The following is an 11,898-nucleotide window of genomic DNA, read 5'->3' as shown; positions in this document are numbered from 1 at the left end:
CTCTGTTCCAGCCGATCAATCTGCTGATCGGCTCCTTTACCCCCCCTGTAAATTCCCGACTCACACAGCACTCTCGAATCTTAAACAGATTTACGGCTATAATGGCCGCCTAATTTTTAGCCAATGAGACATCACAATGAACATGGACTATTTTTCCCAGCAAATTGAAGCCGGTATCAACAACAGCAAAGCCACCGTAACCGGTGACGGCAGCAAATTTGAAGCGGTGGTCATCAGCGAACAATTCAGCGGCCTCAGCCTGCTGAAAAAACACCAGCTGGTCTACGCCACCCTAAATGAACACATCACCAGCGGTGCCATTCACGCCCTCACCATCAAGGCGTACACTCCAGAAGAGTGGCAAGCACAGCAGCAATAAACACACTCCTAATACGGTTAAGAAGAATATACGAACAAACTTTTACGCTAAACCGGTACCTAAGTCATAGAAAGCGAACAGAAAACGGCTTTTAATAACACACAACTGAGCACGAAGGCTTGGAAACCGGTAAATTGCCCCTACCTTACAAGGCAAGGGTGACTCAAAGTTCTCTGCAACGGGGTCGATAGCTTTGCTAAGAGTGAAGTCAAATCCCAGTTTTTGCTGTTATGATGAAGTTCATTAAAGAACAAAAGCGAGATAAGTCTTATCTTTTTAACCAAGGAGTTGACGTATGCACAAGCCACGAATCCAGACCGCCGCTGAGATTGCTCCGCTGGAGCTTGTTATTCAAAAACGCCAACAAGAGCAAGCGCGTTACGAACGCCCTTACGTTCAACCCGAATGTGACTGGGCTGATGCCTACGAACATGAACGTCAAGCGCCAAAACCTCAAAGCATCGACTATTGGGATGAGCTTTATTAAAGCAGTTTCGCTCTAAAACAGACGTTCTCGCGCGCTTTTCTGCGCGCAACCCACTTGGGAACACAAACAAACCCTTTTCAGTCCTGCCCTAACTCGCTACCCTAGCGTCGTTTCGCCTTGCCCTTTTAGTTATCGAGATCGTCATGCCCCTGTTACAGCTCAAATCAATCACCGCCGGATTCGGTGGCGCACCTCTATTGGAAAACCTCAACCTCAGCATTCACGCCGGTGAACGCCTCTGCTTGATCGGACGCAACGGCACCGGCAAATCCACCCTGATGAAACTCATCAGCGGCGAATTCAAAGCCGATGAAGGCGAACGTCAAACCCGTCAACAACTGCGCATTGCCCGCCTCAATCAAGAAGTCCCCAGTAACACTGACGGCAGCGTCTTTGATGTGGTGGCAGAAGGTCTCGGCGAAGCAGGCGCACTGCTGGCACGTTATCAACACCTCAGTGCTCAACTGATGCACGACAGCAGTGATGCCTTGATGAAAGACCTCGAAGAGACCCAGCACCAACTGGAAGCCAAAGGCGGCTGGCAATTTCAGCAGCAGATCGACAGCGTTATCTCACGCCTCAAGCTGCCTGCCGAAAGCGCCTTTGATTCTCTCTCTGGAGGACTAAAACGCCGTGTGCTGATGGCACAAGCACTGGTACAAGAGCCGGATCTGCTGCTGCTTGACGAACCCACCAACCACCTCGACATCGAAGCCATCAACTGGCTTGAAGAGCTGCTTTTGGGTCTCAAAACCACCCTGCTGTTTGTCAGCCATGATCGGCGCTTTTTACAAAAATTGGCCACCCGCATCATCGAGCTGGATCGTGGCCGCCTCACCAGCTGGCCAGGCGATTACCACACTTACCTAGAACAAAAAGCCGCCGCCCTGCACGCCGAAGATGAAGAAAATGCCCGCTTTGATAAAAAAATGGCACAAGAAGAAGTCTGGATTCGCCAAGGCATCAAAGCGCGCCGCACCCGCAACGAAGGCCGTGTACGCGCGCTGAAAAAGATGCGCGAAGAGTTTAGCAGCCGCCGCCAAAAAATGGGCAAAGTGCAGATGCAAGTGCAACAAGCAGAACGCTCCGGCAAGATTGTCATCGAAATGGAGCAGGTCAGCTACCGCTACGCCGACAAAGCCATCCTCAACAACGCCAGCACCACCCTCATGCGCGGCGATAAAATCGGCATCATCGGCCCCAATGGCTGCGGTAAAACCACTCTGATCAACCTGCTGCTGGGCAAACTGCAACCCAATAAAGGCAAGATCAAATGCGGCACTAACCTAGAAATCGCCTACTTTGATCAACTGCGCGCCCAACTGGACGAAACCCAGAGCGTGATCGAAAACCTCGCCCACGGCAGCGAGATGATCGAGATCAACGGCCAACCGCGCCATGTGATCAGTTACTTACAAGATTTTCTCTTTTCGCCACAACGCGCCAGAACCCCCGTCAAAGCCCTCTCCGGCGGCGAACGAAATCGCTTGCTGCTGGCACGTCTGTTTGCTCAACCCAGCAACCTGTTGGTCATGGATGAACCCACCAATGATCTGGATGTAGAAACTCTGGAGCTTCTAGAAGAGCGTCTGATGGATTATCAAGGCACTCTGCTGCTGGTGAGCCATGATCGAGTCTTTCTCGACAACGTCGTCACCCACACCTTGGTGTTTGAAGGCAACGGCAGCCTCAACGGTTACATTGGCGGTTACGACGACTGGTTACGCCAACGCCCCGTTACAACAGCAAAACCGCAAAAAAACAGAAGCCAAAAAAAAGCCAAGGCTGCTCCGGCAAACGTGGTCAATAAAACCGCCAATAAACCCAGTTACAAAGATCAACAAGAGCTGAAACAGCTCACCAAACAGATCGAAACACTGGAGCAAGAACAAGCAAAACTGCACAAGATCATGACCGATCCGAGCTTTTATCAACAAGAACCGCAGCAAAGCGCCACCAGCACCGAACGACTGGAACAGATTGAAACTGAGCTGGAAAGTGCCTATGCTCGCTGGGAAAGCCTAGAAGGCTAATTTTTAATCGCAAAACCACTGCCAAACCGCAAAAATCACAAAAGGGGTTTGGCAAAAAAGCGCCCAAAGCGGCATAATTGACAGATTGGCCAAAACTTGGCTCCAAACTGTCCACGGAGAACTAATGAAACAACTCAACGATTTCCGCTTGAAACTCGGCAACCAGGAGCTGGTACCGCTTATTGTCGGTGGCATGGGAGTGGACATCTCGGCAACCGAATTAGCACTTGAAGCCTGTCGTCTCGGTGGCATTGGCCATATCTCAGATGCCATGACCCCCACTTTGACCGACCGACGTTACAAAACATCGTACGTCAAAGAGAAGCTGAAAAAATACAAATTCAACGTCAACAACAGCGACAAAGCGGTGGTGCAGTTCGATCTGGGTGAAATCGCCGAAGCCAGCCGCCTGCACGTCACCAAGACCATGGAAGCCAAACAAGGCTCTGGTCAAATCTACATTAATATCATGGAAAAACTGGGGATGAACAACCCCAAAGAGACCTTGCGCGCGCGCATGATCGCGGCGATGGATGCTGGTGTGGACGGCATCACCCTCAGTGCTGGATTGCATCTGGGTTCGATGGCTCTGGTAAAAGATCACCCCCGCTTTCGTGATGTCACCATCGGCATCATCGTCTCCTCACCGCGCGCACTGAAACTCTTTTTGACCAAATCAGCCCGCCTCAAACGACTGCCCGACTTTGTTGTGGTTGAAGGCCCATTGGCTGGAGGTCACTTAGGTTTTGGTGACGACTGGGCCGACTACGACCTGAAAATCATCACCGCCGATGTGATGAAATTTCTCGCCGACGAAGGTCTGAACATCCCCGTCATCCCTGCCGGTGGCATCTTCACCGGTACCGATGCGGTGGAGTACATGGAGATGGGCGCAGCAGCAGTACAAGTCGCCACCCGCTTCACCGTCGCCCACGAATGCGGCCTGCCGGAAAAAGTGCAGCAAGAATACTTCAAAGCCAATGAAGAAGACATTGAAGTCAATCTGCTCTCTCCCACCGGCTACCCGATGCGGATGATCAAATCCTGCCCTGCGACTCGCTCCAGCATCCGCCCTAATTGCGAATCCTACGGCTACCTACTGGATCGCAACGGCAAATGTGCCTACATCGACGCTTACAATCGTGAAGTGGAACTGCACCCCGACGCACGCAAAGTGGTGATTCCTGACAAAACCTGCCTCTGTACCCACATGCGTAAATTCCAGTGCTGGACCTGCGGCCAATACACCTACCGCCTCAAGGACACCACCCATCAACGCGCCGATGGCAGCTACCAGATTTTGACCGCCGAACACATCTTTAAAGATTACCAGTTCAGCGTCAATCACGAGATCAGCCTACCCGAGCGTGAAACCGATCCAGTGGATGCCAACTAAGATGATGAAGACCCAAATCAGACGTGCCACCAGCATGGCGGCCTATGCAGAGATGCTCAAGCAAGCACGCTATGAAGTAGATGATCTGCGCGCAGCGATTGAGTTTGACAGCGAATCCATGTCCTCTTCAATCCCCTTGCTTGATCCCATTGAACATGAGATCAAAACACTACAGAGCGCTATGGAAGAAGGCAGCTACCAATTTTCTGGCCAAGATCTGGCCATGATGCCGCTGGTTAACCAGCACCCACATCAGCATGTTGCCGTTTAAATTTCTGCTCAGCCAGATCAACGAAACCCACACCCAAGGATTAGAAGAGGCCGACTAAATACGTCCGCTTTTTTTGCCCATCAACAGCTGCCGCATCTGCACAATGTCTTCTTGGGCACGGTGCAACACCTTCAAACTCTCTTTTGGGCCTTTATCGCTCAGTGGCAGCTTTTTAAACGCCGGTACCTCCACCAAACGCGGATACTTTTTTTGCTCAGGTGTACCGACAAAACTGTGCAACTGCGCCACCAACACCACATCACAATAATCAATTTTTTTCGTATCGCGCATCCACTCATCGGACTCCAGCGCCACCTGCACCAGGTCGTCACCCAACTTCCATTTCCTCAGCACCATTGCCCCCACTTGAGCACGCAACGTCGCCAACGTACTGTCCACCAAATTGGGATCAAAATTATCCGTACCCAACTTATCAATCAGCGCCAGCAGCACCAATATCCCAATGTCGTGAGTCAAACCCGCCAACAACGCACGATCTGGGTTTAAACGCGGTACCGAACGGGCAATCACCGCACTGATCGCCGCCACCGACGTGCTGTGTTTCCACAGCGCCAACATGCGCTTTTTTACCGACGGAGTTTTAGCGCGAAACAAACTGTGTAAGGCAAAGCTGGTGACCAGATCGCGAGTGGTATTGAGACCCAAACGTGCCACCGCTCCTTGGCAGTCCGCCACCGCCACCACGCCACGATTCAACACGCTGTTGGTGGCCTGAATCAGACCGCTGGCAATGGCCGGATCGGATTGCACCAGAATAGCCACCTCACTCAAAGCGATCTCAGGATCCAACACCGCTTTACGTACCCGCAGAGCCAAACCAGGCAAGCTGGGAATGGCCAGATCATCTCTCATGTATTGGTGATACACATCAAACAGCAGACGATTTGCGTACAGAGGGTCATCTTCAGTCAGCTCTTCAACTTCAATCTTACCCAAAGAGTGCGATTCGCCGGTCAGTTTTTCCAAAAAGGCTTTATTGACCCGTAGCAGCTGCACATCATTGAGTGAGGTCAACATGGTGTCTTTGTCCGCTCGATCACAGAGGCAATGACGCGCACTGTCACTGCCACTGACGATCAACAGCGATCCCCCGAGAGGATCATCAAAACGCAATTCACCGGCCAACAGGAAAACCGAATAACGAGACTGACGACCCTCGATGAGAAGGCGGCGATGAGCGGAATAATTAAGCAGTTGCCCACGCGCCATCACCTCTTCAAGCATCCTCTCAGACAATGCTTGCAGAGGCTGAAAAAAACTCAGTGATACGGGATTGATGGATTGAGCCGCGCAACCGGTGTCGGCTTGATTCTGTGCCAATATGAGACCCTCACGAGGTTGGGCAACCTACAGCTCATATCGCGGCCAAAATAGAACTTTCTTTACCTCTAAGAACATCAATAAGGCAGGTTTCGATACTCAAAATGTTTGCTCGCCAACACCACCCCCGCAGCGTTCAGCACCTCAGCCCGCCAATCACCGACCCAACTTTTTGGCAAACTCTTCTTAGTAGAGGCGCGCCACAAATGTGAACGCACGGTTACTTTCACCTCAGAGACCATCTTATCGTTGTAAAACCAGCGGTGTTTTAACACCTGACCTTTGAAACCATACAACTCAGTGAAAAAGTAGAGCTGCGCACAGGTGGTATAAAAATAGTCACTGCTGCCCATCGGCTCAAAATCTTTCACACCTGGGGTAAAAATCGCCCGCATCACCTTTGCGTCAGCCGGTTCCGCAGCGATGAGCAAACTTGGGGATAAAACCAGCGAAACAGCGAAAAACATCACGAAACGAAGCATAAAAAATCCTACCCCTGGACAAAACCCACACCACACAAAAACGGCCTGCCAAGAAACCTTGGCAGGCCGTTAAAACGAAAATCGACTCAGATTATGCCGCTCAGTACGCCACGGGGCAAGAAGGAAAGCTGCGTTGCACCATAGAGGAAAAACGACTCTGCTGTTTGCTCAACAGGTCATACGAACCGTAACCCAATTTTGCTTTGCTGCGACGCGCCACTTCGTTGTAGCACTCTTTCAAGACTTTATCGACCCGCGACGCTTTGTTAACCGCCAGTTTCCACACCATGCCGGTCACCAAAAAGTCCAAGCTCATCAAGTTCCAGCCGCTCATATCAACGCCCATCGCGTTAAAAGCGATGAAGGCCATGCCAACCATGCCCGCCAACCAGAAAAAGACCAGTGGCACTGTTTCGTTAAAATCGAGGGCTGCTTTTTTATTTTTGTTGTTTTTCATCAGTCTCTACCTCTGTCTTAAATAAGCTTCGTTGCGAGTCGTCCCCGCCGTTGAGGTGTAATTTAGCAAACGCTCCGCACAGGAAAGGGAAGCAGTTCACAGATTCGAAGGCCAAATGCCGCATTGTTTGATCGAATCGACATTTTTCTGACATCGCGCCACAAATCAGCCCAAAAGTTGAATAACCCTCAACAAAACAGGATACTGGCGCACCAGACCAAAACGCTGCGGAGAACAAACAATGCCAAAATTAGGCCACCCAATCCTCACCCTCTTGACCCTCATCGCAACGTTACTGCTCAACGGCAATGCACAGGCTCAAGTGGTCAGCGAAACCCTGATCTTTCTGGAGCCGGACGGCCATAACTTCCTGCGCCAACGGGTAATTCGCTCCGACTTTAAGCGCCACCGTTTTCATGTAGACAAAACATTACAACCCAACGACCTCAGCTACGTTGACCCTAACGAATTTGAGTGGGACAGCAGCAGCGACCCAAAAAACAACATCCTGACCTTCAACCAAGGCAGTTACACCATCATTCATCCGGGCAAATTCAGCCGCAGCGAATTAACTCAAGATACCCAAGGCGTAATGACCTACCGCAGTTGGGACGGCTACACCCGCCCCGATGGCCACTACGGCATGTGGCACGAACCGGGCAATTACGACCGCTTTAACTACGCTTGGCTGCTGCCCGCCAATCTGGAACTGATCGACTACCGCAGCAATCGCCCCGGCAACTGGGTCAAACGCAAAAGCACCCTCACCTTCTTTGCCGAAAAGGTCAACGACCTCACCTTCGTCATTCGTTACCGCGAACGAGACAATGACAACGACGGCGTTTCCAACAGCCGTGATCTCTGTCGCGCCACACCGCCCAACACCCCCGTTGATGAGATTGGTTGCCCCATCAAAATCGCCATCCACCTCAAAGGGGTCAACTTTCACCACGACTCAGCCGAGCTGACCCGAGACTCCCTACTCATCCTCAATCGTCTCTCCGTCACCCTGCTCAAACACCCCGACCTCAGTTTAGAGATCGCTGGTCACACCGATGCCAAGGGCAACCAAGAGTACAACATAGAGTTATCCCAACGACGGGCAGAGAGTGTGCTCAGATACCTGCGCCAACAAGGCGTCAGCAGCCCACTCATAGCCCAAGGTTACGGCAAAAGTCGCCCATTGGCAGACAACCACAGCGAAACGGGGCGCGCCAAAAACCGCCGAGTCGAATTAAAACGCCTCAACTAGAGCCGCTCACTCGCAAGCGCGAGCCGCCACGGTGCAGCGCCAATGCCCCTCGTTCTGTTCACAGCCCGTATCCGGCTCCCGTTCGGCTTTAAACCACGAATATTTTTTGCCGTATTTACTTTTCGCCTTGTGGCTCCAAGCGCGCACCGCATGAAACTGCCCCGCCTCTTTGGAGCGCGCCATTTTGCCCGTCACCCGCAGCACCTCCGGCTGACAGACCCGCTCGGGCAGCACCTCCTCTTCCAATAACATATCCTCGTCCAACAGCAGCTCTTCTTCCTCTGCCGCCATGAGCAAAGCGGGTAATAACAACAACACCATCCATACGTTTTTCATCGTTCAACTCCTTTAAGATATTTAATCAGGGCAGATATAGAATCTGCCCCTACAATACATCGCACCTCACGGACGATTATTTAACAATTTTAATGCCTGATCCTTGGCCTGCGCCAAACTCATTAAACAGAGCGAGCGTTTTGCCCGCAACGCCTCATCATCCACCAATGTCACCGCCGCCTCACGCCGCTGCAACGCCACCAGCGCCAACTGGCGCGACATCGTGCGCCACTCGTACAGCCCTTGCAGACCGCACAATTTGGGCAATGGAAACAGATCTTGTTGCCACGCCAACACCGCTGCCGGTTGCCACTGCAACGCCTCACCCACCGCCATGCCGATCATGGCGCGATTCTGTCCCTCTGCCACCTCAGCAAACACCTTGGCCAGCGCCAACCACTCCGGTGTACCGGAATCCATCGACAACAGGACAATATTCATCGCCGTGTGATCGGCAAACAGCGCTTCCAGCAGCGGTTTTGCGCCCTGTTTTTCAATCTGAGCCTGCAACGAGATCGGGGTCAGGTCGTAATTAATCTCCGCTTGCGCCAGTGAACAGACCAGCAGCAACAGGCCATAAACAGCTCTCATACTCAACTCCAGAGTTTGTTCCACCAGCGACGGCGATTGTTAGGCGGTGGCAGCGCCACCTGTAGGTCAATGGGCGGCAACTTCGACAACACCCAACCCGGCAGCGGTGGGTTGTCACTAAAACCGCAGCTCACACCCAAGTTGTTCGGGTCATAAATTTTGATAAACGTCGGGCTGTGCAGATCATCGGCGTAAACAATGCCACAGTAATCCTCTTCGTGTTCCCGTCTCAAGAGTAAATCCATTTCAGCTAAAAAACGGTGAAAGCCATCACGGCTGGCAACATCCATCGGCGGCGCTTCACCGACGGCGTAGAGGTACCAATCCTCACCCGATTGCGCTTTTAAACGCAGCCAAAAATCATCCAGATCAGACCAGCGCAACAGGCTGGTGAACGCGCCTTTAAAGGCGGTGAGGTACGCATCGGACATCGTGAATACTCGCAATAAAAGAAGGGCGATTGTATCACAGGATTTTGAGGGTCAATTTTCAAGCACCGTAGGGCGGCACCAACCAATCGACTGACTCACACCGCACCCTTCCGTAGGGCGGCACTAACCAAAGGGCAGTGCGCCGGTAAAAACAAGCAAGAGCACATCCCCCTCGCCCCCTTAGTTCCCCATGCTCCTGCGTGGAAACCAGCGAAAGGGCGGGAAATGTTCCGCCCCTACCGTTCTTGTTCAGTGCGTAACATCTGTTATTCTAAACACAACTCGGAGAAAAAATGATGCAGCAACTCAACCTTTATGAGACAAAAATCCACCTTTCACAACGGGTCTAAGAGGCCAGCAAAGGCAGCAGTTTTATCATTGCCAAACCGGGCAAACCCCTTGCTAAGCTCGTTCCTCTCAATGAAAAAAGTGGCCATAGTAATACCTTCTGTTTTGGCAGCTTAAAAGGGAACCCCTGATTTTACTCACCCAAGATAAAATATTAGCGCAATACAGCGAGTTAGTTCAGCTGGTTTAAAGGCTATGCTATATTCAATTTGCCAGCTAACGATGACGACAGGAAATTACGGCGGACCTGCCTAGGGCAACAGCGCTGGATATGGTGGAATGGCCGACCACCCATCGTTATCTGACACCCAACAAAAAAGAACCCATACAGCACCCTTCGTAGGGCGGCACTAACCAAAGGGCAGTGCGCCGATAAAAATAAGCAGAGCACATCCCCCTCGCCCCCCTTCTTCAAAGCGGGAAGCCAAAGCCCTAACCCCTCAGTAGATTTTAAACAACCGGGCTGTATTTTTTTACTCGCTTCTCTAATTTCAAACAGAATCATCCAAAGGAAAAAAAGAGACCAATTTCAAACCATCAAATTCAACAGGGATACGCCGATTTTTACCCAGCGTTAAAAAATCAAAACCACTCTCCGTATTGGTACTCCAAGCCATCACGGCATTACCCTCTTCCAAACCGGCTTCAACATCTGACCACATTTTTTCACGCACGCGGGCTGAAGAGTTCCCCACATACACCCCGGCTCTTATTTCAACCAACCAGACTGCCAAACGGCCTCTCAAGCGAGGCGGCACATTTTCAACTACGATGACCAACATCACCAATGGACTCCGAATTAGGGATTGCAATAGGCACTGACTCTTTTGAAGGTGTAGGGCGCTCCAAATCACCGGCCAACAACACCTCTTCAATCAATGGAATAATTTTAGCCAATATTTTTTGGCTACGAAAAAGATCACGGCACCCTAAACGCACCTCTCTTTCTGGGGCGGCATGTGTCCGCCCTGCGATTTGAAAGGCCAGTGGCACCACCGTTTCAAATTTAAACAGATCTGCAATATCGTAAACGAACGACAACGGCTTTCCCGTATGAACAAACCCCACCGCAGGAGCGTAACCGGCAGCCAAAACCGCCGCCTCGGTAATGCCATAAAGACAAGAGGTGGCCGCACTCAGACAACGGTTGGGAATATCGGCTGCATCCCATTCCTGTCGGTCATAATTTCGATGTCGCCAGTCCACTTTATGACGTTTTGCTAACTGTTTATAAATTTCTCTCACTCTCGCCCCTTCCATGCCACGAAGCTGCTCAACGCTGCGTTTTTGAGGCGGTGCTTCACCAAAACGTATTTCATACATTTTACGCACGACCTTCAATCTCGCTTGTTCATCCAGAGCCAATTTTGCCTGATACAGCAGACGATCTGAACGCGCACCGCCTGGTTGTCCTGAGGCATAAAGACGCACTCCCGCCTCTCCAACCCAAACCAATAACGTACCTACTTTTGCAGCCAAAGCAATGGCCATATGAGAGACCCGTGTTCCAGGTTCGAGCATCAAGCAAGCAATAGAGGCAACCGGTATTTGAGTACGAACACCGGTTTTATCGATCACCACAAAGGCTCCATCACGCACATCAATTTGCCCTTTTTCAATAAACAGCATTGAAACTCGTTCTTTCATTGCAATCGGTTTTAATGGTGGCAACATCTATTTTTCTCCTTAATTCACAGCTAAAAAAGACAGTGTTAACTGGCCAAATTTAATTTCAGAAAAAATTAATTTTTCCAGTGCTTCACCGAACAGCTCTAGGGAACAGGGCTGTTTTGAAACGGCCAACTTTAATGATAACGATAATCCCCACGGTCGTGGGGAACACTTGGTGCGATTAGCGGCCATTTTATAGATAGAGGGTCGGTTAATCCCCACGGTCGTGGGGAACACTTATTCGGAATGCCCAACATCGTCGCAGGCAGCGGTTAATCCCCACAACTGTGGGGAACACTTTCCACTTTTACTGCTGTGTCTAAATCAGTGCGGTTAATCCCCACGACTGTGGGGAACACACCGACACCGGCCATAATAGCCAGACCTTTAACGGTTAATCCCCACGACTGTGGGGAACACTCC

At 51.2% G+C, this 11,898-nt stretch carries 14 protein-coding genes and 1 CRISPR repeat array (1 of these 15 only partly in view); of the genes, 6 read left to right on the top strand and 8 right to left on the bottom strand.

Annotated elements, in window-relative coordinates:
• Window positions 1–136 precede the first annotated feature (136 nt).
• From Q9O24_08425 to Q9O24_08405, 5 genes are all read left to right on the top strand, one after another.
• Window positions 137–379, top strand: a complete 243-nt coding sequence (locus Q9O24_08425) for a BolA/IbaG family iron-sulfur metabolism protein (protein MDQ7075158.1) — start codon at window positions 137–139, stop codon at window positions 377–379.
• Between the two features lie 295 nt (window positions 380–674).
• Complete coding sequence (locus Q9O24_08420) at window positions 675–866, top strand: hypothetical protein (GenBank protein ID MDQ7075157.1); 192 nt, start codon at window positions 675–677, stop codon at window positions 864–866.
• 143 nt (window positions 867–1,009) lie between these two features.
• The gene (locus tag Q9O24_08415) at window positions 1,010–2,899 is read left to right on the top strand and encodes an ATP-binding cassette domain-containing protein (protein ID MDQ7075156.1); all 1,890 of its coding nucleotides are present in this window, start codon (window positions 1,010–1,012) and stop codon (window positions 2,897–2,899) included.
• Between the two features lie 124 nt (window positions 2,900–3,023).
• A complete protein-coding gene (locus Q9O24_08410; GenBank protein MDQ7075155.1) occupies window positions 3,024–4,295 on the top strand; it encodes a nitronate monooxygenase in 1,272 nt (423 codons plus the stop codon).
• Between the two features lies 1 nt (window position 4,296).
• The gene (locus tag Q9O24_08405) at window positions 4,297–4,566 is read left to right on the top strand and encodes a hypothetical protein (protein ID MDQ7075154.1); all 270 of its coding nucleotides are present in this window, start codon (window positions 4,297–4,299) and stop codon (window positions 4,564–4,566) included.
• Window positions 4,567–4,620: 54 nt separating this feature from the next.
• On the opposite strand, the gene Q9O24_08400 is transcribed toward Q9O24_08405, so the two are convergent.
• The 3 genes from Q9O24_08400 to Q9O24_08390 all read right to left on the bottom strand — a co-directional run bounded on the left by Q9O24_08400 (window position 4,621) and on the right by Q9O24_08390 (window position 6,846).
• Entirely contained in the window at window positions 4,621–5,907 is a 1,287-nt protein-coding gene (locus Q9O24_08400; GenBank protein MDQ7075153.1) for an HDOD domain-containing protein, read from the bottom strand.
• A gap of 77 nt (window positions 5,908–5,984) precedes the next feature.
• Window positions 5,985–6,389: a DUF2914 domain-containing protein gene (locus tag Q9O24_08395; GenBank protein MDQ7075152.1), complete on the bottom strand. Its 405-nt coding sequence runs from the start codon at window positions 6,387–6,389 to the stop codon at window positions 5,985–5,987.
• A 100-nt stretch (window positions 6,390–6,489) separates the two neighbouring features.
• Complete coding sequence (locus tag Q9O24_08390; protein MDQ7075151.1) at window positions 6,490–6,846, bottom strand: hypothetical protein; 357 nt, start codon at window positions 6,844–6,846, stop codon at window positions 6,490–6,492.
• A gap of 241 nt (window positions 6,847–7,087) precedes the next feature.
• Between Q9O24_08390 and Q9O24_08385 the strand changes: the two genes are divergently transcribed.
• Window positions 7,088–8,098, top strand: a complete 1,011-nt coding sequence (locus Q9O24_08385; GenBank protein ID MDQ7075150.1) for an OmpA family protein — start codon at window positions 7,088–7,090, stop codon at window positions 8,096–8,098.
• Window positions 8,099–8,104: 6 nt separating this feature from the next.
• Here Q9O24_08385 and Q9O24_08380 read toward each other — a convergent pair whose 3' ends face one another.
• The 5 genes from Q9O24_08380 to cas1e all read right to left on the bottom strand — a co-directional run bounded on the left by Q9O24_08380 (window position 8,105) and on the right by cas1e (window position 11,478).
• Window positions 8,105–8,434 carry a hypothetical protein gene (locus Q9O24_08380; protein MDQ7075149.1) on the bottom strand — a complete coding sequence of 110 codons (330 nt, stop codon included), beginning with the start codon at window positions 8,432–8,434 and terminating at the stop codon, window positions 8,105–8,107.
• A 66-nt stretch (window positions 8,435–8,500) separates the two neighbouring features.
• A complete protein-coding gene (locus Q9O24_08375; protein MDQ7075148.1) occupies window positions 8,501–9,025 on the bottom strand; it encodes a hypothetical protein in 525 nt (174 codons plus the stop codon).
• A gap of 2 nt (window positions 9,026–9,027) precedes the next feature.
• Complete coding sequence (locus Q9O24_08370) at window positions 9,028–9,456, bottom strand: hypothetical protein (protein MDQ7075147.1); 429 nt, start codon at window positions 9,454–9,456, stop codon at window positions 9,028–9,030.
• An 839-nt stretch (window positions 9,457–10,295) separates the two neighbouring features.
• Window positions 10,296–10,586 (bottom strand): type I-E CRISPR-associated endoribonuclease Cas2e, encoded by a 291-nt coding sequence (gene cas2e, locus Q9O24_08365; protein MDQ7075146.1) that lies wholly within the window; start codon window positions 10,584–10,586, stop codon window positions 10,296–10,298.
• Complete coding sequence (cas1e, locus tag Q9O24_08360; GenBank protein ID MDQ7075145.1) at window positions 10,567–11,478, bottom strand: type I-E CRISPR-associated endonuclease Cas1e; 912 nt, start codon at window positions 11,476–11,478, stop codon at window positions 10,567–10,569. Before cas1e ends, cas2e begins: the two co-directional genes overlap by 20 nt.
• A 140-nt stretch (window positions 11,479–11,618) precedes the next feature.
• Window positions 11,619–11,898: direct repeats of the CRISPR family, unit length 29 nt; unit sequence CGGTTAATCCCCACGACTGTGGGGAACAC (it continues 3,047 nt past the right edge of the window).

The organism is Gammaproteobacteria bacterium (assembly GCA_030949385.1).
Classification (GTDB): Bacteria; Pseudomonadota; Gammaproteobacteria; order JAUZRS01; family JAUZRS01; genus JAUZRS01.
Note: the sequence above shows the minus strand (reverse complement) of the source record. Positions and strands in the feature narration are given on the sequence as shown.